Origin of the sequence: Enterobacter quasimori (assembly GCF_018597345.1) — a bacterium.
Lineage (GTDB): Bacteria > Pseudomonadota > Gammaproteobacteria > Enterobacterales > Enterobacteriaceae > Enterobacter > Enterobacter mori.
Map to the genome: position 1 here is coordinate 1 of NZ_JAHEVU010000008.1, position 20,605 is coordinate 20,605.

Here is a 20,605-nt window from a genome sequence, read left to right on the forward strand (position 1 = left end):
CGCGGCTTTCGCTCACCGTTGCGAGGTGGCGTATATTACGCTTTCCTCTTTCAGAGTCAACCCGTTATTTCAGGATTTTTTCTCTTCAACCGACCGGGCTGTTTGTGAAGTGATTCACATGTTCCGTGTCGATGGAGGCGCATTATAGGGAGTTCTCCGCAGGCCGCAACCGCTAAATGACAGAAAAATGACTGACTGCTGCATTCCACAGCAAAACCCCGCCTTATACCTTTTTACACACAGACTTATCCACAACCGCCCCTTAAATCCACTATACTAGCGACAAATATTCCCCCTGCAGGCTCCTCCCATGACCACACAACGTCTCACCCGTGACTGGCGCATCCCCACAGCAGGGCTGATGGCGCTGGTACTTCTCTTTGCAGGTTTTACGCTCCATACGCACTGGAATGCCTTTATTCAGTGGTGCCTCGCCACCCAGATCACCTTACATCGCTATCTGGTGATGTACTTGCTCCAGCTGAATAACCATCAGTACAGCGGCGGTCTGTGGCTACTCACCGGTGCCTTCCTTTATGGCGTACTGCACGCCATCGGACCGGGGCATGGTAAATTCATTGTCACCACCTATCTCAGTACAAATAAAGAAAGCGAATTGGCCGCCCGGGTTGTGCCGTTTCTCGGCAGCCTGATGCAGGGCGTCAGCGCCATACTCTTTGTCTTTATACTGGCGATAGGGTTTAACCTCGCCTCGGGGGATATCAGTACCAGTCGATGGTATGTCGAGAAGGTCAGCGCCGTCCTTATTGGCGCATTCGGCGCATATGTGATTTATCAGGCACTGAAAAGCCTGCGTCCGCGTCGAATGACACTCTCCTCGATCAAGCCCTTCCACCAGCATGATGAGCATTGCGGCTGCGGCCATCATGGCGTGGGAGCCGAACTGACAAAAGGCGACTGGAAAACGCGTCTGGGCGTGGTGATGGCGATTGGCGCGCGGCCGTGCAGCGGCGCGATCATGATCCTGATGTTCTCGAATGCGCTCGGCATTGTCACCTGGGGGATCGCCGCGGTGATGACCATGTCACTGGGTACAGCGCTTTCTATTATGGTTCTCTCGCTGGCGGTACGCTATGCCCGCGAACGTACGGTGGCGTATTTCGGCGGCGGGTCATCGCTAAGCTGGCTGGTCCCGGTCGTAAAAATTGCGGGAGGGATCGTGCTGATTCTGTTCGCCACCGTCCTGTTCCTGACGGTGATCCCCATCAGCGCCAACGGCGACTACATTGCCGCCGGATGCTAATAAAAGAAAACCCGCCAGCGGCGGGTTTCATTATTACTCGTTAATTCGTGGATGTTGATCAACAAGGCGAGAGCGTTTCTTCTGCAGCTCTTCAATCTCTGCGTCAATATCCTCTATCTTCTGCTCTACGTTATCGTAGTGCTCGCGCAGGATCTCTTTCGCTTCCTGAATATCGGATGCCGCAGGCGTCGCCCCTTTCAGAGGACGGTTCGCCGTCTCCTTCATGGTCAGACCGGTTGCCAGGCCAATGACTGCAATAACCATCAGATAATAAGCAGGCATCATCAGGTTCTGCGTGCTTTCCACCAGAGAGGCGGCAAGCGTCGGCGTCAGGCCCGCAATCAGAACCGAGATGTTGAACGCCGCCGCCAGCGCACTATAACGAATGTGCGTCGGGAACATCGCAGGCAATGTTGACGCCATCACCCCGATAAAGCAGTTCAGGATCACCGCCAGCATCAGCAGGCCCGCGAAAATCAGACCCAGCACATTACTGTTAATCAGAATAAAGGCCGGGATCGCCAGCGCAAACAGCGCCACACTGCCGAGGATGATGAACGGTCGACGGCCAAAGCGGTCGCTCAGCAGCCCCATAATCGGCTGCACAAACAGCATACCCACCATGATGGCGATAATAATCAGCACACCGTGATCTTCCGAGTAGTGCAGGTTATGCGACAGGTAGCTCGGCATGTAGGTCAGCAGCATGTAGTAGGTCACGTTGGTGGAAATCACCAGACCGATACAGGTCAGCAGGCTGCGCCAGTGTTTGGTGGCAATCTCTTTGAACGATACTTTCGGGCCTTCCTGCAGCCCTTCGCGGTCTCCCTGCTCCAGCTTTTCAACGTGCTGCTGGAACGCTGGCGTCTCTTCCAGCGCATGGCGCAGGTAAAGACCGATGATGCCCAGCGGCAGCGCGATAAAGAACGGAATACGCCAGCCCCATTCGAGGAAGTTCTCTTCACCCACCACGGTTGAAATCAGCACCACGACGCCCGCGCCCATCACAAACCCGGCAATCGAACCGAAGTCCAGCCAGCTGCCCATAAAGCCACGCTTACGGTCAGGTGAATACTCCGCAACGAAGATCGACGCACCGGTATACTCGCCCCCGACGGAGAAGCCCTGCGCCATTTTGCAGAGCAGCAGCAAAATCGGTGCCCAGATGCCTATGGTGGCGTAGGACGGTATCAGGCCGATACAGAATGTACTGATCGACATAATAACAATGGTGATAGCGAGTATTTTCTGGCGACCGTATTTGTCACCGAGCATACCGAAGAACAGACCACCCAGAGGGCGAATCAGGAAGGGAACGGAGAACGTACCCAGCGCGGCAATCATCTGCAGGCTTGGGTCGGCACCGGGGAAGAACACTTTACCTAATGCATAGGCAACAAAACCGTAGACACCAAAATCGAACCATTCCATCGCATTACCGAGCGAGGCGGCGGTGATCGCTTTACGCAGTTTTGCGTCATCGATAATCGTGACATCGCGAAGCGTAATGGGTTTAACCTTTTTCCTTCTTAGCATAGCTTTCCTCGTAGACTCAGCCCTGTCCGTTCCACAGCTAACTCGCGTTCTGTGAACCTGGGATTCGCTCCATGCGAATCGCCTTATTCAAGCGTAGCAGGTTTACTTACATTGACGTTTCACGTCGATACAACCGAACCTGTTGACGCCTGCCTGGGCAGTTAATGACCTTTTTACCCTACCAGTGTTTATATATGTGATCAACTTCACATATCTTTTTCCTGTTCGTCAAATGACGTCAGACTTTGTCAATTCCTGCGAATGCGTACTTACTCAAGCGGCCTAAAAAATATGCTTACGTACGTTATTATTCGGGGCGCAGCAAAAGATTAAGCCACAATCCTTCACATCAGATTTACATAAATTTTAATAATAAAATGCCGCATCCTTTGTTTACATTCATTATGTGATCGAGATAACTAAAACATTGTTTTATTTTCATTGAATCGCAATTCCAAAGATCGCATCATAAATCCGCAAACATCATCTCCAGTGCTTCCGAACAAAAGAATCGGAAGACACTCATTTAATTTTATTGCATGGATAACGAATTAGCCCCTCAAAAAGGCAGGTAATCCATTGAATTTGTTTATTTATTTTTTTGAAGCTTTCCGCCAGATACGCGGGGCGAGATGCGAGGGTTAAACATGAAGATTAAAGCCACAATAGAACGTATCCCCGGCGGAATGATGTTGGTTCCGCTGGTACTTGGTGCGATCTTAAATACACTGGCACCGAATACCGGTGCTTATTTTGGTGGATTCACAAAAGGTATGATTAGCGGAACGGTACCGATTCTGGCGGTATGGTTCTTTTGCATCGGTGCATCCATAAATTTACGTGCCACGGGTACGGTATTACGCAAATCAGGCACACTGGTTATCACAAAAATTGCCGTCGCCTGGGTTGTTGCAATGATCTGCGCGATGTTCATTCCGGAGAACGGCATTCAGACCGGATTCTTTGCCGGATTATCCGTGCTGGCCATCGTGTCAGCGATGGATATGACCAACGGGGGCCTGTATGCCAGCCTGATGAATCAGTACGGCACCAAGGAGGAATCCGGTGCGTTCGTGCTGATGTCGCTGGAGTCCGGCCCGCTGATGACCATGTTGATCCTGGGCTCTGCCGGTCTTGCCTCCTTTGAGCCTCACCACTTTGTCGGCGCGATCCTGCCATTCCTGATCGGTTTTGCGCTGGGTAATCTGGATCACGATTTACGCGATTTCTTCAGCAAAGCTACGCCGGTGCTGATCCCGTTCTTTGGCTTCGCACTGGGTAACACTATCAACCTGAACGTGATCCTGGATACCGGCCTGCTGGGTATTGTGCTGGGCGTTGCCGTCATCATCATCACCGGTATTCCGCTGATTATTGCCGACCGCGTGATTGGAGGCGGAAACGGAACCGCGGGTGTCGCCGCGTCTTCGGCCGCCGGGGCTGCCGTCGCAAACCCGGTGATTATTGCCCAAATTAACCCAGCCTTCGAACCGGTCGCCGCGTCAGCCACAGCGCTGGTTGCCGCCAGCGTGATCGTCACCGCGATTCTGGTCCCCATCATCACGGCGCTGTATGCGAAACGCTACGGGAATGTGCAAGAGACTCAGCCTGAACCGAAACCAGTAGAAATGAATCATTAAACCGCACCAAACCATCCCCTCTCCCCTGCGGGGAGAGGGTTAGGGTGAGGGGGGAAGGGATCAGCCAAAAATTTCTTCCACCATCCCATCCACCAGCCGTTTTGCCGAACAGAGCCTTGGCATGCCCAGCGCGACAGTTTGCCAGCTCTGCGTCACCGACCAGCAAACCGGATGCTTATCCGCCAGGCACCAGTCCCCCAACCAGCCCAGCATATCCTTGTAATCCATCAGACCGGGGGAGGCGGATGTTGTCAGCCATTGAGGGTAAAAGTGTCGGGTAGTGGGAGAGGCATTAATACCCTGAGCAAGATAATTCGCCGCCATGCTGCGCAGGTTATCCTTGAGCATGGCCGCCACATCGTCATTTGCCAGGCGGCACGCATCACCAAACGCCCCCCAGCGCAACTCTTCCAGAACAACGTAACAGCGGCCAGCCAAAGACCAACTGTCGTATTGACCGGCACGCCAGCGGGTAAAAATCTGCTCGCTATGCTCACCCGCCTGAACCGTGAGCCCGCGCTGCGTCAGCGCTTTCTCTTTATAAGCCGCACGCTGGCTAAAGTGAGCGGTGAGTTCTTCATACTGCTGTATCAGACCCGGAGGCTGAACGGTGCGCGGGTTCGTCTGCTGCCGAAGCGCCAGCAATTTATCGGACATACGGGTCAGTGCCAGATGGCCAGGATCGAGCATTCCGGCCAGCTTCTCCGCCAGCCCCAGCCGCAATGCCGTATTTTCGGTGAACATTCCCGACATCGCCCACGGCCGCAGCCGGGTGTGCGTCATGATTTCCTGAGTCAAACGTTCACGAAACTGCAGCTGCTGCGGCCCCAGATGGGGATGACGCGCAGCGTCCACGCCCTGAACCAGATCGACCATAAATTTGGGATGAATACACTCCAGCGTCCGCCCGGGACCGTCCAGTAGCTGTGTTGTCATGGTTGCTCTGCCGCGAATAGGGTTTGAATATCATCGCGTAACAGTCGGGTATCTTCCTGAATCCACGCTGCAGTCGTAAGACTTTGCTTCAGCATCTGGCTGAGCGCTCGTGTCGAATGCTCATTTTGCTGACGCACTGCGAGGCTATCACGCAAGCTTTCCTGTAACCCGGTCAGGCATAATGAAAATTCCGCAAAGAATGTCGCCATACCTGCCGTAACAGAAACATCGACCTGCGCGGCCAAAGCTTTACCTATTTGTTCACAAAACTGGTCGATATGTTGCTTAAATTTGTCATGAAGCTGCGCGATATCGATGACGTATCGTGTACGCGTCGCGACCGCGTCCTCCCAGCCCCAGCCCGGATTGTTCAACCAGCGCGAGACGGTTTCACGCATGCTGCCCGTACCTGAAGATCGCCCTGCCGGACGGCTATCCATCGCAATGGCATCGTTAAACAGCGCGCGCGTGTTGAAGTTCAGCTGATTAGGCTGAAACGCAGGGAAACTGATCCGCGCCCGAAAACCCGCATGGCTCAGCTGCGCTTTAATCCGCGTCTCTATGGGGCGCATGGCCTCATTCAACGAACGTGCCAGCGTGGATTCCAGCTGATCGAAGCGCAACGCCAGCTCTCGACAGATCTTATCCTGCGCATCCAGCATGATCAGTTCACATGAGGAGCTGATCTTGCTCAGCACAACCTGCGCCTGCCCTTCGTCGTCCAGCACCAGATGATGTGCCTCTTCCACTGCGTCGTTTCGCACATTCAGCGGATCGATACCGGCGACACCCATAATATTGCTGTGGCTAAAGACCTGCCCAATCGCCTGTTGCAGCGCGTCCTTTTGCCGCGCCATGAACTCAGCTGTTGCGCTAAGCGCCTCTTCAACTTCGTGCTGCACTTCATCACTGACCACACTCTGACGCGTTTTTATTAGCGCCATGTCGTCCTCAAGCCGGGCAATGTTCAACTCCAGCTCGTCGAAGGCCACGGTCAGCCCCTGATAGCGAAAATCGAGATACTCCCGGGCATTCTGCGCATAGTTGAGCAGCTTGTGGGACGCCGAACGCAGGGCAAACAGCGAGGCGTTGGCATACGCGGCGTAAATCAGCTTACGAATGGGTTGTTCAAACAACGAGTCTTCCCACAGCAGGTCCGCGGCGTGACGGATATGGTCGATATCGTCCAGATCGGCTGTTCGCCAGCGACGTCCCAGCGCCGCCTCGGCAAAATCCTGCACCCAGCGCTGCGCCTGATGGTCAGGGAGCCGTCCGTTAGCGGCCATCTCATAGCGGGCACGATTGGCCAGGTAGGCCCACATCGAGGAAACCGGGTAAATCTGCCCAGGCGAAATATTTCCCTTCATCAATGTGCCGGAAATCAACGCCCGGACCTGTTCCTCGTCGTCGCTGTTACGATCTTTCTGATCGAACTTATTGACCAGCGCATACAGGGGGACCGATTTCCCCGCCACCGAAATCGCCTGACGAACTTCTTCATCGGAAATCGATTTGAGCTGGGTGTAGTCCATCACCGCCAGGACAGCCGAGGCGCGAGCCAACTGCTCGCTGAGCATTTTTTGCAGATGCGGCTGTCCGGCTTCATTTGGCCCCGGCGTGTCGAGTAACGTCAGTTGACCCAGATGGGCATCCAGCCCTGCGAGATGGACAAACTCCACCTCAATGACCGGAATATGTTCAATTGTCGTGTATTCGGAAAACGGAAAATCCACGCCCAGCGCCAGAGAAAGGCGTACCAGGTCGTTAAGGCTTTTCAGACAATGGAATATCGGCTCTGCGCCCAGATGATGCTTTTCAAATGGCTCACCTTTTTCGATACGCTCCAGCAGGGTATTCATGTCTTTATCTATTTCCAGACGCTGGGCCAGCTTACCGCGATCGTCATCGCAGAGCTTTTTCTGCAATTGCAGGATCAACGCATCAATAGGAGAGACATGCGAAAAATGAAGTACAGGCTCCTTCTGGCCCGGCGTATGGCGGATCAGCGTCGGGAGCGCGGTCATTGGCCGGTTGCGGTTCGGCAATACCTCGGTACCCACAATCGCATTAATGGTGGTTGATTTACCCGCCTTCATGGTCCCGACTATGGCCAATACCATTTCGAGACGGGTTATTTTGCGTAATTCATTATTTAGCATCGCCTGCTGAGCATCGACGCCACGGGCGCTGAAATGTAAAGGCAATACATTATTATTAACGCCACTCACCGCGGCCGTCGCGCTATCCAGCATCGCCCCTGGCATTGATTTCAACGTCTCAAGATTCTGTAGCGCGAGCTGTAACAGACGCTCAGCTTCCTGGCTTAATTCAAAAATAGTCTGTGTGTGCATGATAAAAGCCTTTCCTTAACGCAAATTTATTACTTTTATTAAGCCACTTTGTTTTGATTATGCTGTTTCGGCTTATATGATCACGTATGGAAACATGTTCGCAAAATATAACTAATTGATGGCAATCAAAAATAAATAACCATCCTTGCAAGGCGTGTAAAACGGCCCCCTTGGCCGGAAAGCCAAAAGATAAAAAGCGTAGCTCATTTTCAGGAAACATCAGGATATATCATTGCTATTTACCCACCTAAAAAGAGAGGTAATTCTCCACCACCACGGGATGAATGGCGTTGGTGAACGTAGATAAATAACAGCTTGTTGCTTAACCTTATCCGAAATGGAAGAGCGTAGCAATTTGATGCAATAAAATATTCGATATATTTAGCATCATTTCTTTCCATCGTCTTAATGCGTCAAGCATCGCTTAACTGACTGACAGCAAGTGTCACTGGCCACACAATTTTTTGCATTTTTTAATTATGCAATAGCACCGACAAAAGTGTGGATTTGCGTTATACTTGCCGCCTTTTTCGGCACTCTGCCGTCATTTAGCTGGCATTTTCCAGCGTGTTAACACTTTTGAGGATACCGACATGCAACTCCCACACTGCCCGAAATGCAATTCTGAATACACGTACGAAGATAATGGCATGTTCATCTGCCCGGAATGCGCGCACGAATGGAATGACGCAGAGCCTTCGCAGGACAGCGATACCCTTATCGTAAAAGATGCGAACGGCAACCTTCTGGCCGACGGCGACAGCGTCACTGTGGTGAAAGATCTGAAGGTGAAAGGCAGCTCTTCCATGCTGAAGATCGGCACCAAAGTGAAGAATATCCGTCTGGTTGAAGGCGATCACAACATCGACTGCAAAATTGACGGCTTCGGCCCAATGAAGCTGAAATCTGAGTTCGTGAAAAAGAACTGATTTACCCGCCCGGTGGCGCTTCGCTTGCCGGGCTTTCGGGAACTACACTTAATGGGCTTTTCTTACGTGAGGTAAAGATTATGCCGTTAAGTCCCTACATCTCTTTCGCCGGCAACTGCGCTGAGGCCACCGCCTTCTACCAGCAGGCCGTCGGCGCAGAACTCCTCTATAAAATCACCTTCGGCGAAATGCCAAAAGACGAAAACAGCGAAGAAGGCTGCCCGTCCGGCATGCAGTTTCCGGATTCCGCCATCGCCCACTCTAACGTCCGCATCGCGGGCAGCGATATCATGATGAGCGATGGAATACCGCCCGGCAGCAGCGCGCAGTACGCCGGATTCACGCTGGTGCTCGATACCCAGGACGTCAATGAAGGTAAACGCTGGTTCGACAGTCTTGCCGCGGGCGGAAATATCGAAATGGCCTGGCAGGAAACCTTCTGGGCCCACGGCTTCGGTAAGGTCACCGATAAATACGGCGTGCCGTGGATGATAAACGTCGTTAAATCGTAGGCCGGATAAGCGCAGCGCAACCAGCAACAGCGCCCGGTGGCGCTGCGCTAACCGGGCCTACGGTAATTGTCATCAAACTCCCCTCAACTCTTCAAATTCCCGCAACCCAGACTTAACCCAAATGTCATATTGATGCGCCAGCATGAGGCCACATTTATCGTGAGGCCCAGCACATGCAAACCGTCATCCGCGTCGAGAAACTGAGCAAGACCTTCCATCACAACAAGGCGCTGCATGCCGTTGATCTGAACGTCCAGCAGGGCGACATGGTGGCGCTTCTCGGGCCTTCTGGCTCAGGTAAATCCACCCTTCTGCGCCATTTAAGCGGTCTCATTACCTGCGATAAAAACCCGGAAAGCCACGTCGAACTGCTGGGCAACACCGTACAGCGTGCAGGCCGTCTGGCGAGCGATATTCGCAAAAGCCGCGCCCAGACGGGCTACATCTTCCAGCAGTTCAATCTGGTTAACCGCCTGACGGTGCTGGAGAACGTGCTGATTGGCGCGCTCGGCAGCACCCCGTTCTGGCGCACCTGTCTGCGCTGGTTCTCCCCTTCTCAGAAACAAGAAGCGCTGCAGGCGCTAACCCGCGTCGGTATGGCGCATTTCGCCCACCAGCGCGTCTCCACTCTGTCCGGTGGACAGCAGCAGCGCGTCGCCATCGCCCGCGCGCTGATGCAGAAAGCGAAAATCATTCTTGCCGATGAACCCATCGCCTCGCTGGACCCGGAATCGGCGCGCATCGTAATGGAAACCCTGCGCGACATTAACCAGCACGACGGCATCACCGTGGTGGTTACGCTGCATCAGGTGGATTACGCCCTGCGCTACTGCGAGCGCATCGTCGCCCTGCGTCAGGGGCACGTGTTCTTTGATGGCGCAAGCCACCAGTTTGATAACGAACGTTTTGACCATCTCTACCGCAGCATAAATCGCGTCGAAGAGAACGCGCAGGCTGCTTAACGCCCCCATAACGAGGAATGGAAATGAGCTATAAAACGGTTGCCGCGCTGGCCTTCACCAGCATGTTCAGCATCAGCAGCCTGTTAAGCCCGGCCCACGCCGAGGAGCAGGAAAAAGCGCTGAACTTTGGCATCATTTCGACGGAATCACAGCAGAACCTGAAACCCCAGTGGGAACCGTTCCTGAAAGATATGGAAACCAAGCTGGGGATCAAAGTGAATGCCTTCTTCGCCCCGGACTACGCGGGCATCATCCAGGGGATGCGCTTTAACAAAGTGGACATCGCCTGGTACGGCAACCTCTCCGCCATGGAAGCGGTGGACCGCGCGAACGGCCAGGTCTTTGCCCAGACCGTTGCAGCAGACGGTTCTCCGGGCTACTGGAGCGTGCTGATCGTGAACAAAGACAGCCCGATCAACAACCTCAACGACCTGCTCGCCAAACGCAAAGAGCTGACCTTCGGCAACGGCGACCCGAACTCCACCTCTGGCTTCCTCGTTCCTGGCTACTACGTCTTCGCCAAAAACAACGCCTCCGCCAGCGACTTCAAGCGCACCGTCAACGCCAGCCACGAAACCAACGCCCTGGCCGTCGCCAACAAGCAGGTGGACGTTGCCACCAACAACACCGAGAACCTCGACAAGCTGAAGACCTCCGCGCCGGACAAGCTGAAAGAGCTGAAGGTCATCTGGAAATCGCCGCTGATCCCCGGCGACCCGATCGTGTGGCGTAAAAACCTCACCGAAAGCACCAAGGAGAAGGTGTACGACTTCTTTATGAACTACGGCAAAACGCCGGAAGAGAAAGCGGTTCTTGAACGTCTGGGCTGGGCACCGTTCCGCGCGTCAAGCGACCTGCAGCTGGTTCCGATTCGCCAGCTGGCGCTGTTTAAAGAGATGCAGGGCGTGAAGGACAACAAAGGCCTTAAGGAAGACGAGAAGACCAGCAAAGTCTCTGAAATTCAGGCCCAGCTGGACGATCTCGACCGCCTGACCGCCGCGCTGGGCGCAATGACCAGCGTGAATAAAGCGGTGCAGTAACTCAAGTCCCCTCTCCCTTGAGGGAGAGGGTTAGGGTGAGGGGGAAATGCGCACGCTGATGCCCTCACCCCGGCCCTCTCCCACAGGGAGAGGGAGAACGGATTAAGGAGTCAAACATGCAAACCATCACCCTCCCACCGCCAAAGCGCAGCTGGTTCTCGCTCATAAGCTGGGCCATCCTGCTGGCGGTGCTGGTTATCTCCTGGAAGGGCGCGGAAATGGATCCGCTGCTGCTCTTCAAAGACGCGGGCAACATGGCGACCTTCGCCGCCGACTTCTTCCCGCCGGACTTCAGCCAGTGGCAGGACTACCTTGGCGAAATGGCGGTCACCCTGCAAATCGCCGTCTGGGGCACCGCCCTTGCCGTCGTCCTCTCTGTTCCGTTTGGCCTGATGAGCGCCGAAAACATCGTGCCGTGGTGGGTATACCAGCCCATGCGCCGCCTGATGGACGCCTGCCGCGCCATCAACGAAATGGTCTTTGCGATGCTGTTCGTGGTCGCCGTCGGCCTGGGTCCGTTCGCGGGCGTGATGGCGCTGTTCATCCACACTACAGGCGTGCTCTCCAAGCTGCTCTCCGAAGCGGTCGAAGCCATCGAGCCCGGCCCGGTAGAAGGCATTCGCGCAACGGGCGCCAACAAAATCGAAGAGATCCTCTACGGCGTTCTGCCGCAGGTGATGCCGCTGCTGATCTCCTACTCCCTGTACCGCTTTGAGTCCAACGTCCGCTCCGCCACCGTGGTCGGCATGGTCGGCGCAGGCGGGATTGGCGTCACCCTGTGGGAAGCGATTCGCGGTTTCCAGTTCCAGCAAACCTGCGCCCTGATGGTGCTTATCATCGTCACCGTCAGCCTGCTGGATTTCCTCTCTCAACGTTTGCGTAAGCACTTCATCTGAGAAGCGAGGCTTTGTTTTCTATGCACTTATCCAGACATCCGACCAGTTACCCCACCCGCTGGCAAGAGATTGCGGCAAAGCTCGAAGTGGAGCTGCGCACGCACTACCGCTGCGGGGACTACCTGCCCGCCGAGCAGCAGCTTGCCGACCGCTATGAGGTGAACCGACACACCCTGCGCCGCGCCATTGACCAGCTGGTCGAGCGCGGCTGGGTACAGCGCCGTCAGGGCGTGGGCGTGCTGGTGCTGATGCGCCCGTTCGACTACCCGCTAAACGCCCAGGCGCGCTTTAGCCAGAACCTGCTGGATCAGGGCAGCCACCCGACCAGCGAAAAGCTGCTCTCGGTATTGCGCCCGGCTTCCAGCCACGTGGCGGACGCGCTGGGGATTCAGGAGGGCGATAACGTCATCCACCTGCGCACCCTGCGCCGCGTCAACGGCGTGGCGGTGTGCCAGATAGACCACTACTTTGCGGACCTCGCTCTCTGGCCCGTGCTGCAGCATTTCTCCAGCGGCTCGCTGCATGATTTTCTTCAGGATGCGACAGGCATTGCGCTCAAGCGCACCCAGACGCGCATCAGCGCCCGCCGCGCGCAGGCGAAAGAGAGCAAGGTGCTTGAAATTCCCAATATGGCCCCGCTGCTCTGCGTACGCACCCTCAACCACCGTGACGGCGAGATTAACGCGACGGAATACTCCGTCAGCCTGACCCGCGCCGACATGATCGAATTCACCATGGAGCACTGAATGCACTTCGACACCGCCACCCGACAGCGCTGGATGCGCGTGCTGGCCCACACCCAGCCTGCCGCGCTGGCTGCCCGCATGAACGCGCTCAGCCTGACGCCAGACTACGACACCCTCCGCGCACCGGAGATTGGCCTGGTACAAATCCAGGCGCGCATGGGCGGCACCGGCGAGCGCTTCTTCGCCGGAGACGCCACCCTCACCCGCGCGGCGATCCGCCTGCACAGCGGCACGCTGGGCTACAGCTACGTGCTGGGGCGCGACAAAGCCCACGCCGAGCGTTGCGCGGTGATCGACGCGCTTTTACAGGAACAGCCGCATTTCCAGACGTTAATGGAAACCCTTATTGCCCCGCTGGAAGCCGACCGCGCCGCGCGCATTGCCGCACGTCAGGCCGAAGTGAACACCAGCCGGGTCGACTTCTTTACGCTCGTTCGCGGAGACAACGCATGACGCTTCAACCTGCTTTTACCCTGGCCGTCCAGGATGCCCAACACAGTTTTCGTCGCCTGCTGAAGGCCATGAGCGAGCCGGGCGTGATCGTCTCGCTGCACCAGCTCTCCCAGGGCTGGCTGCCGCTGAATCTGGCAACCACCAGCGTGCTGCTGACGCTTGCCGATAACGACACCCCGGTGTGGCTTTCGGGCACCCTGTCGAACGACATCGCCAGCCAGAACCTGCGCTTTCACACCGGCGCCCCGCTGGTCGATCAGCCCCGGCAGGCGGTCTTTGCCGTGGCCGATGAGCACATCAGCCACGAGCAGCTCAACGACCTGAGCGAAGGCAGCGCCGTCGCCCCGGAGACCAGCGCCACCCTGATTTTGCAGGTCTCCAGCCTCAGCGGCGGCCGCATGCTGCGCCTGACGGGCGCAGGCATCGCGGATGAACGCATGGTCGCGCCGCAGCTGCCGGAGTGCATCATTCACGAACTGACCGAGCGCCCGCACCCGTTCCCGCTGGGCATTGACCTGATCCTGACCTGCGGCGAGCGCCTGCTGGCGATCCCGCGGACCACCCACGTGGAGGTGTGCTGATGTACGTTGCCGTCAAAGGGGGCGAGAAGGCCATCGCCGCCGCCCATGCGCTGCAGGCGCACAGACGACGGGGCGATGTACGGCTGCCCGAGCTGAGCGTCGCCCAGATTGAACAGCAGCTAAACCTTGCCGTCGACCGCGTGATGACCGAGGGCGGCATCGCCGACCGCGAGCTGGCGGCGCTGGCCCTGAAGCAGGCCAGCGGCGATAACGTCGAAGCCATCTTCCTGCTGCGCGCCTACCGCACCACGCTTGCCAAACTGGCGGTGAGCGAGCCGGTGAACACGGCACAGATGCGCCTGGAGCGCCGCATTTCTGCCGTTTATAAAGACATTCCCGGCGGCCAGCTGCTTGGCCCTACCTTTGACTACACCCACCGCCTGCTGGATTTTACCCTGCTGGCGAACGGCGAAGCGCCGCCGCTCAGCGCCTCTGACGCCGAACAGGAAGCGTCTCCGCACGTCTTCAGCCTGCTGGCGAAACAGGGTCTGGCGAAGGCGGAAGAAGATTCCGGCGCGCAGCCGGATGACATCACCCGCACGCCGCCGGTTTACCCGTGCTCGCGATCGTCCCGCCTGCAGCAGCTGATGCGCGGCGACGAAGGCTATCTGCTGGCGCTGGCCTACTCCACCCAGCGCGGCTACGGGCGTAACCATCCGTTTGCCGCCGAAATTCGCAGCGGCTATATCGACGTCGAAATCGTGCCGGAAGAGCTGGGTTTTGCCGTAAACGTCGGCGAACTGCTGATGACCGAATGCGAAATGGTGAACGGTTTTGTCGCGCCCGAAAATGAAGACCCGCACTTTACCCGCGGCTACGGGCTGGTGTTCGGCCTCGGCGAGCGCAAGGCGATGGCAATGGCGCTGGTTGACCGTGCGCTGCAGGCACCGGACTACGGCGAGCACGTTGCAGGCCCGGCGCAGGACGAAGAGTTCGTGCTGGCCCACGCGGATAACGTTGAGGCCGCGGGCTTTGTCTCGCACCTCAAGCTGCCGCACTACGTCGATTTCCAGGCCGAACTGGAACTGCTGAAACGCCTGCAACGGGAGCGCAAACATGGCTAACTTAAGCGGCTACAACTTTGCCTATCTGGATGAGCAAACCAAACGCATGATCCGCCGCGCCATCTTAAAAGCGGTGGCCATTCCGGGCTATCAGGTGCCGTTCGGCGGCCGCGAAATGCCGATGCCCTACGGCTGGGGCACGGGCGGTATTCAGATCACCGCCAGCGTGATCGGCGAGGCGGACGTGCTGAAGGTCATCGATCAGGGCGCCGACGACACCACCAACGCCGTGTCGATCCGCAGCTTCTTCAGGCGCGTAACGGGCGTTAACACCACCGAAAAAACCGAAGACGCGACGCTGATCCAGACCCGTCACCGCATCCCCGAAACCCCGCTGACGGAAGATCAGATTTTGATTTTCCAGGTGCCAATTCCGGAGCCGCTGCGCTTTATCGAGCCGCGCGAAACCGAAACCCGCACCATGCACGCCCTGGAAGAGTACGGGGTCATGCAGGTGAAGCTGTACGAGGATATCGCCCGCTTCGGCCACATCGCCACCACCTACGCCTACCCGGTGAAGGTCAACGGGCGCTACGTCATGGATCCGTCGCCGATCCCGAAATTCGATAACCCAAAGATGGACATGATGCCCGCCCTGCAGCTGTTCGGTGCCGGGCGCGAAAAGCGCATCTACGCCGTCCCGCCTTATACGCGCGTCGAAAGCCTGGATTTCGACGACCACCCGTTTACGGTGCAGGAGTGGGACGAGCCGTGCGCCATCTGCGGATCCAAACACAGCTATCTGGATGAAGTGGTGCTGGATGACACGGGCAAACGGATGTTTGTCTGCTCCGACACCGATTTTTGCCGCCAACAGAGCGAGGCGAACGGCCAATGAAACCGCTGCTTTCGGTAAACAACCTGACCCACCTTTACGCGCCGGGCAAAGGCTTTAGCGACGTGTCGTTCGAGCTGTGGCCGGGCGAAGTGCTGGGGATCGTCGGCGAGTCCGGTTCCGGCAAAACCACCCTGCTGAAGTCCATCTCCGCGCGCCTCGCGCCGCAACACGGCGAGATCCTGTATCAGGGACACTCCCTCTACGGCATGAGCGAGGCCGAGCGCCGCCGTCTGCTGCGCACCGAGTGGGGCGTGGTACATCAGCACCCGATGGACGGCCTGCGCCGTCAGGTCTCGGCGGGCGGCAACATCGGCGAACGCCTGATGGCCACCGGCGCGCGCCACTACGGCAACATCCGCGCCACGGCGCAGCGCTGGCTGGAGGAAGTTGAAATTCCCGCGTCGCGCATCGACGACCTGCCCACCACCTTTTCCGGCGGCATGCAGCAGCGCCTGCAGATCGCCCGCAACCTGGTCACGCACCCGAAGCTGGTGTTTATGGATGAACCCACCGGCGGGCTGGACGTCTCGGTGCAGGCGCGCCTGCTCGACCTGCTGCGCGGCCTGGTGGTAGAGCTAAACCTGGCAGTGGTGATTGTCACCCACGATCTGGGCGTTGCGCGCCTGCTGGCGGACCGCCTGCTGGTGATGAAGCAGGGCCAGGTGGTGGAAAGTGGGTTAACCGACCGCGTGCTCGACGATCCGCACCATCCGTACACCCAGCTGCTGGTGTCGTCCGTGTTGCAGAACTGAGGTTGCTGCTGCCGGGCAACACGAACACCGCACCTGTAGGCCGGGTAAGGCGTAGCCGCCACCCGGCAAAACGAATCGCGAGGCCAACATGATCCACGTACAAAACGTAAGTAAAACCTTTGTGCTCCACCAGCAAAACGGCGTGCGCCTGCCGGTGCTGCAAAACGCCTCGTTAGAGGTCAGCAAGGGCGAATGCGTAGTGCTGCACGGCCACTCCGGCAGCGGAAAATCCACCCTGCTGCGCTCCCTTTACGCCAACTACCTCCCGGACGAAGGCCATCTTCATATTCGCCACAATGATGAGTGGATCGATCTGGTGCAGGCCCCCGCGCGTAAAGTGCTCGAGGTGCGCCGCTCGACGATCGGCTGGGTAAGCCAGTTTCTGCGGGTGATCCCACGGATCTCAGCCCTCGACGTGGTGATGCAGCCCCTGCTGGATCTCGGCGCGCCGCGCGAAACCTGCGCCGCCAAAGCCGCCAGCCTGCTGACGCGCCTGAACGTGCCCGAGCGCCTCTGGCACCTTGCCCCGTCGACCTTTTCCGGCGGCGAGCAGCAGCGCGTCAATATCGCCCGCGGGTTTATCGTCGACTACCCGATTTTACTTCTGGATGAACCCACCGCCTCGCTCGACGATAAAAACAGCGCCGCCGTGGTTGAGCTGATCGAACAGGCCAAAGCGCGCGGGGCGGCGATCGTCGGGATCTTCCACGACGAAAGCGTTCGCAGTCGCGTCGCGGACAGACTGCACCCAATGGGGACTCTCGCATGATTATCAATAACGTCAAGCTGGTGCTGGAAAATGAGGTGGTTGACGGCTCAATCGAGATCCGCGACGGCGTCATCCGCGCGTTTGCTGAAACCCAGAGCCGCTCACCGGAGGCGATGGACGGCGACGGCGGCTGGCTGCTGCCGGGGCTGATCGAACTGCATACCGATAATCTGGACAAATTCTTCACCCCTCGCCCGAAGGTGGACTGGCCCGCCCATTCGGCGATGAGCAGCCACGACGCGCTGATGGTCGCCAGCGGCATCACCACCGTGCTGGACGCGGTGGCGATTGGCGACGTGCGCGACGGCGGCGACCGCCTGGAGAATCTGGAGAAGATGATCAACGCCGTGGAGGAGACGCAAAAGCGCGGCCTCAACCGCGCCGAGCACCGTCTGCACCTGCGCTGCGAGCTGCCGCACCACACCACCCTGCCGCTGTTTGAAAAGCTGGTTGACCGCGAGCCGGTGTCACTGGTCTCCCTGATGGACCATTCGCCGGGACAGCGCCAGTTCGCCAACATTGAAAAGTATCGCGAATACTATCAGGGCAAATACTCGCTCAACGATGCGGAGATGGCGCGCTACGAGAAGGAGCAGCTGGCGCTGGCAGCGCGGTGGTCGCAGCCGAACCGCCTCGCTATTGCCGCGATGTGCCGGGACCGCAACATCGCGCTGGCCAGCCATGACGACGCCACGCACGATCATGTGCGCGAATCCCACCTGCTTGGCAGCGCGATCGCCGAATTTCCCACCACGTTCGAAGCGGCGGAAGCCTCACGCAGGCACGGCATGAACGTGCTGATGGGTGCGCCGAACATCGTTCGCGGCGGATCGCACTCCGGCAACGTCGCGGCAAGCAGGCTCGCCTCCCTCGGCCTGCTGGATATCCTCTCGTCCGACTACTACCCCTCCAGCCTGCTGGACGCGGCGTTCCGGGTGGCCGACGACGAGGGCAACCGCTTTACGCTGCCGCAGGCGATTCGCCTGGTGACGAAAAACCCGGCCTCGGCGCTTAACCTTCACGATCGCGGAGAAATTGCCGAAGGGAAACGTGCGGATCTGGTGCTCGCCCACCGCAAGGGCGAGCACGTTCATATCGACCACGTCTGGCGTCAGGGAAAAAGGGTGTTCTGATGGGAAGACTCATCTGGTTAATGGGGCCATCCGGCTCAGGGAAAGATAGCCTGCTGTCGGCGCTGCGGCAGCAGGAACACGCGCGACTGTTGGTCGCGCACAGGTACATCACCCGCGCGGCCAACGCCGGAAGCGAAAACCATATCGCCCTGAGCGAGCAGGAGTTTTTTACCCGCGCCGGGCAAAATCTGCTGGCGCTGAGCTGGCACGCCAACGGCTTTTACTATGGCGTGGGCATCGAAATCGACCTTTGGCTGCATGCGGGTTTTGACGTGCTGGTTAACGGCTCGCGCGCGCATCTACCGCAGGCAAAAGCCCGGTATGAGGCGGCGCTGCTGCCGATCTGTTTGCAGGTGTCGCCGGATATTCTGCGCAGCCGACTGCAAAGCCGGGGGCGGGAAAACGCAAAAGAGATAGACCAGCGCCTGGAGCGTGCGGCGCGCTACACCCCGTCGGGCTGCCACGTCCTCAATAACGACGGAAGTTTGCTACAGTCAGTCGAGACCTTTTTATCGCTTATCCGTCAGAAGGAGAAACAGCATGCCTGAGTGCCAGCTTCGCCCCGCCACCGCCGACGACGCGCAGAGTGTTTACGCTCTGATCTGCGAACTTAAGCAGGCAGAGTTCGATCATCAGGCGTTTCACGCGGGCTACCTTGCCAACCTGCAGGATCACAACATGCGCTACCACCTTGCCGAACTGGACGGGCAGGTCATCGGCATGATCGGTCTGCACATGCAGTTTCACCTGCATCACGCGCGCTGGATCGGCGAGATCCAGGAGCTGGTGGTGATGCCGCAGGCACGTGGGTTGAAGGTCGGCAGTCAGCTGCTGGCCTGGGCAGAGGACGTTGCGCGGCAGGCCGGTGCGGAGTTGACCGAACTTTCCACCAGCGTGAAGCGCGTGGACGCGCACCGTTTTTACGTCCGTGAAGGATATACGCAGAGCCATTTCCGATTCACCAAACCGCTATAGAGGTGCGTTATGAGTCTGACAATCACGCTCACGGGGACGGGTAGCGCCCAGCTGGTGCCGGTCTTTGGCTGCGACTGCGCGGCCTGCCGCCGGGCGCGCCTGCAGGACAACTATCGCCGTCGCCCCTGCAGCGCGGTGGTCAAATTCAACGATGCGGTGACGCTGCTGGACGCGGGAATTCCGCACCTGATGGACGACTGGCCCGCAGGCAGCTTTCAGCAGTTTTTGCTCACGCACTACCATATGGATCACGTTCAGGGGCTGTTCCCCCTTCGCTGGGGCGTGGGCGCGACGATCCCCGTTTACGGTCCGCCGGACGAAGCGGGCTGCGACGACCTGTTCAAGCATCCGGGGATCCTGGATTTCAGCCACACGCTGGAGCCGTTTGTGATGTTTGAGCTCCAGGGTCTGCGGGTCACGCCGCTGCCGCTCAATCATTCGAAACTGACCTTCGGCTATCTGCTGGAATCGGCCCACAGCCGGGTGGCATGGCTTTCGGACACCGCCGGGCTGCCGGAGAAAACGGTGAAGTTTCTGCTCAACAACCCGCCGCAGGCGATGATTATTGACTGCAGCCATGAGCCGCGCGACGAGACGCCGCGCAACCATTGCGACTTAACTACCGTGATGGCGTTAAACGAGGCGATTGGCTGCCCGCAGGTGATCCTGACGCACATCAGCCATCAGTTTGACGTGTGGATGATGGATAATCCGCTGCCGGAGGGAATTGAGGCGGGGTATGACGGGATGATGCTGGTACTCGACTGAGTTTTGCCGGGTGGCGACTGCGCCTTACCCGGCCTACGGCCCAGGGTTTTGTAGGCCTGCGTCAGCGAAGCGCCACCAGGCTTTATCCTCGATCGTAATCGTCTTCTAACCTGCGCTCATCCTCTTCTAACCGACGGCGATCGTCATCCAGCTGGCGCTGGCGCTCGTCTAAGCGCTGGCGTCTGTCCTCAAGCTGCCGACGGCGATCGTCGTACTGGCGGCTGTCGGTCTGGCGGCTGCGATCGTAACGATCGTCGTCGTCATCGTCGCTGCGGCTGCTGCTGGGGTTATAGGCATCGTTGATCGCCTGCTGAATGTTGCCAATGGCATCATCAATCACATCGGCGTGAGCCAGCTGGCTGGTTAAAGACAGCAGACCAAATAACAGCGCGGTAGAGTAACGTTTCATAGAGCCAGTCTCACAGGTTGACTGGCTTTACGGTAATGAACGGCAGGGAAC

The 20,605-nt window shown here is 57.9% G+C and carries 22 protein-coding genes; 18 read left to right on the forward strand and 4 right to left on the reverse strand.

Annotation, left to right across the window (positions count from 1 at the left end):
* Nucleotides 1–310 precede the first annotated feature (310 nt).
* Entirely contained in the window at nt 311–1,264 is a 954-nt protein-coding gene (locus KK102_RS20845; protein WP_216358354.1) for a nickel/cobalt transporter, read from the forward strand.
* Nucleotides 1,265–1,297: 33 nt separating this feature from the next.
* On the opposite strand, the gene proP is transcribed toward KK102_RS20845, so the two are convergent.
* Complete coding sequence (gene proP / locus KK102_RS20850) at nt 1,298–2,800, reverse strand: glycine betaine/L-proline transporter ProP (protein WP_089598654.1); 1,503 nt, start codon at nt 2,798–2,800, stop codon at nt 1,298–1,300.
* A gap of 647 nt (nt 2,801–3,447) precedes the next feature.
* Here proP and kdgT point away from each other — a divergent pair.
* On the forward strand, nt 3,448–4,440 hold the full coding sequence (kdgT, locus tag KK102_RS20855) for a 2-keto-3-deoxygluconate transporter (protein ID WP_042719120.1): 993 nt from the start codon (nt 3,448–3,450) through the stop codon (nt 4,438–4,440).
* Between the two features lie 60 nt (nt 4,441–4,500).
* Here kdgT and KK102_RS20860 read toward each other — a convergent pair whose 3' ends face one another.
* Both KK102_RS20860 and crfC read right to left on the reverse strand, forming a co-directional pair.
* Nucleotides 4,501–5,376 (reverse strand): diguanylate cyclase regulator RdcB family protein, encoded by an 876-nt coding sequence (locus KK102_RS20860; protein WP_126546153.1) that lies wholly within the window; start codon nt 5,374–5,376, stop codon nt 4,501–4,503.
* Nucleotides 5,373–7,727 carry a clamp-binding protein CrfC gene (crfC, locus tag KK102_RS20865; protein WP_216358355.1) on the reverse strand — a complete coding sequence of 785 codons (2,355 nt, stop codon included), beginning with the start codon at nt 7,725–7,727 and terminating at the stop codon, nt 5,373–5,375. The genes KK102_RS20860 and crfC overlap by 4 nt, the downstream gene beginning before the upstream one ends.
* Nucleotides 7,728–8,320: 593 nt before the next feature.
* On the opposite strand from crfC, the gene KK102_RS20870 reads away from it, so the two are divergent.
* The 16 genes from KK102_RS20870 (at nt 8,321) to phnP (ending at nt 20,145) form a co-directional block, all read left to right on the forward strand.
* Nucleotides 8,321–8,656, forward strand: coding sequence for a zinc ribbon domain-containing protein YjdM (locus tag KK102_RS20870; RefSeq protein WP_042719123.1), 336 nt, complete (start codon nt 8,321–8,323; stop codon nt 8,654–8,656).
* An 80-nt stretch (nt 8,657–8,736) separates the two neighbouring features.
* Nucleotides 8,737–9,168 (forward strand): VOC family metalloprotein YjdN, encoded by a 432-nt coding sequence (gene yjdN, locus KK102_RS20875; RefSeq protein WP_126546151.1) that lies wholly within the window; start codon nt 8,737–8,739, stop codon nt 9,166–9,168.
* Between the two features lie 173 nt (nt 9,169–9,341).
* Nucleotides 9,342–10,130, forward strand: coding sequence for a phosphonate ABC transporter ATP-binding protein (gene phnC, locus KK102_RS20880; protein ID WP_126546150.1), 789 nt, complete (start codon nt 9,342–9,344; stop codon nt 10,128–10,130).
* A 23-nt stretch (nt 10,131–10,153) separates the two neighbouring features.
* A complete protein-coding gene (gene phnD / locus KK102_RS20885; RefSeq protein ID WP_216358356.1) occupies nt 10,154–11,170 on the forward strand; it encodes a phosphonate ABC transporter substrate-binding protein in 1,017 nt (338 codons plus the stop codon).
* Nucleotides 11,171–11,286: 116 nt separating this feature from the next.
* Nucleotides 11,287–12,066: a phosphonate ABC transporter, permease protein PhnE gene (phnE, locus tag KK102_RS20890; RefSeq protein WP_126546148.1), complete on the forward strand. Its 780-nt coding sequence runs from the start codon at nt 11,287–11,289 to the stop codon at nt 12,064–12,066.
* A gap of 20 nt (nt 12,067–12,086) precedes the next feature.
* The gene (phnF, locus tag KK102_RS20895; protein WP_032662528.1) at nt 12,087–12,812 is read left to right on the forward strand and encodes a phosphonate metabolism transcriptional regulator PhnF; all 726 of its coding nucleotides are present in this window, start codon (nt 12,087–12,089) and stop codon (nt 12,810–12,812) included.
* On the forward strand, nt 12,813–13,265 hold the full coding sequence (gene phnG / locus KK102_RS20900) for a phosphonate C-P lyase system protein PhnG (protein WP_126546146.1): 453 nt from the start codon (nt 12,813–12,815) through the stop codon (nt 13,263–13,265).
* Nucleotides 13,262–13,846, forward strand: a complete 585-nt coding sequence (gene phnH / locus KK102_RS20905; RefSeq protein WP_126546145.1) for a phosphonate C-P lyase system protein PhnH — start codon at nt 13,262–13,264, stop codon at nt 13,844–13,846. Before phnG ends, phnH begins: the two co-directional genes overlap by 4 nt.
* Complete coding sequence (locus tag KK102_RS20910; RefSeq protein WP_216358357.1) at nt 13,846–14,910, forward strand: carbon-phosphorus lyase complex subunit; 1,065 nt, start codon at nt 13,846–13,848, stop codon at nt 14,908–14,910. Before phnH ends, KK102_RS20910 begins: the two co-directional genes overlap by 1 nt.
* Nucleotides 14,903–15,748, forward strand: a complete 846-nt coding sequence (phnJ, locus tag KK102_RS20915) for an alpha-D-ribose 1-methylphosphonate 5-phosphate C-P-lyase PhnJ (protein WP_126546143.1) — start codon at nt 14,903–14,905, stop codon at nt 15,746–15,748. Before KK102_RS20910 ends, phnJ begins: the two co-directional genes overlap by 8 nt.
* Nucleotides 15,745–16,500, forward strand: coding sequence for a phosphonate C-P lyase system protein PhnK (gene phnK, locus KK102_RS20920; RefSeq protein ID WP_216358358.1), 756 nt, complete (start codon nt 15,745–15,747; stop codon nt 16,498–16,500). The genes phnJ and phnK overlap by 4 nt, the downstream gene beginning before the upstream one ends.
* Before the next feature lie 88 nt (nt 16,501–16,588).
* Nucleotides 16,589–17,269 carry a phosphonate C-P lyase system protein PhnL gene (gene phnL, locus KK102_RS20925; RefSeq protein WP_216358359.1) on the forward strand — a complete coding sequence of 227 codons (681 nt, stop codon included), beginning with the start codon at nt 16,589–16,591 and terminating at the stop codon, nt 17,267–17,269.
* A complete protein-coding gene (phnM, locus tag KK102_RS20930; protein ID WP_216358360.1) occupies nt 17,266–18,402 on the forward strand; it encodes an alpha-D-ribose 1-methylphosphonate 5-triphosphate diphosphatase in 1,137 nt (378 codons plus the stop codon). The genes phnL and phnM overlap by 4 nt, the downstream gene beginning before the upstream one ends.
* Nucleotides 18,399–18,950 (forward strand): ribose 1,5-bisphosphokinase, encoded by a 552-nt coding sequence (phnN, locus tag KK102_RS20935; RefSeq protein ID WP_126546139.1) that lies wholly within the window; start codon nt 18,399–18,401, stop codon nt 18,948–18,950. Before phnM ends, phnN begins: the two co-directional genes overlap by 4 nt.
* Nucleotides 18,943–19,377, forward strand: coding sequence for an aminoalkylphosphonate N-acetyltransferase (gene phnO / locus KK102_RS20940; RefSeq protein WP_126546138.1), 435 nt, complete (start codon nt 18,943–18,945; stop codon nt 19,375–19,377). The genes phnN and phnO overlap by 8 nt, the downstream gene beginning before the upstream one ends.
* A gap of 9 nt (nt 19,378–19,386) precedes the next feature.
* On the forward strand, nt 19,387–20,145 hold the full coding sequence (gene phnP / locus KK102_RS20945; RefSeq protein ID WP_216358361.1) for a phosphonate metabolism protein PhnP: 759 nt from the start codon (nt 19,387–19,389) through the stop codon (nt 20,143–20,145).
* An 82-nt stretch (nt 20,146–20,227) separates the two neighbouring features.
* On the opposite strand, the gene yjdP is transcribed toward phnP, so the two are convergent.
* On the reverse strand, nt 20,228–20,554 hold the full coding sequence (yjdP, locus tag KK102_RS20950) for a DDRRRQL repeat protein YjdP (RefSeq protein ID WP_216358362.1): 327 nt from the start codon (nt 20,552–20,554) through the stop codon (nt 20,228–20,230).
* Nucleotides 20,555–20,605: the final 51 nt, after the last annotated feature.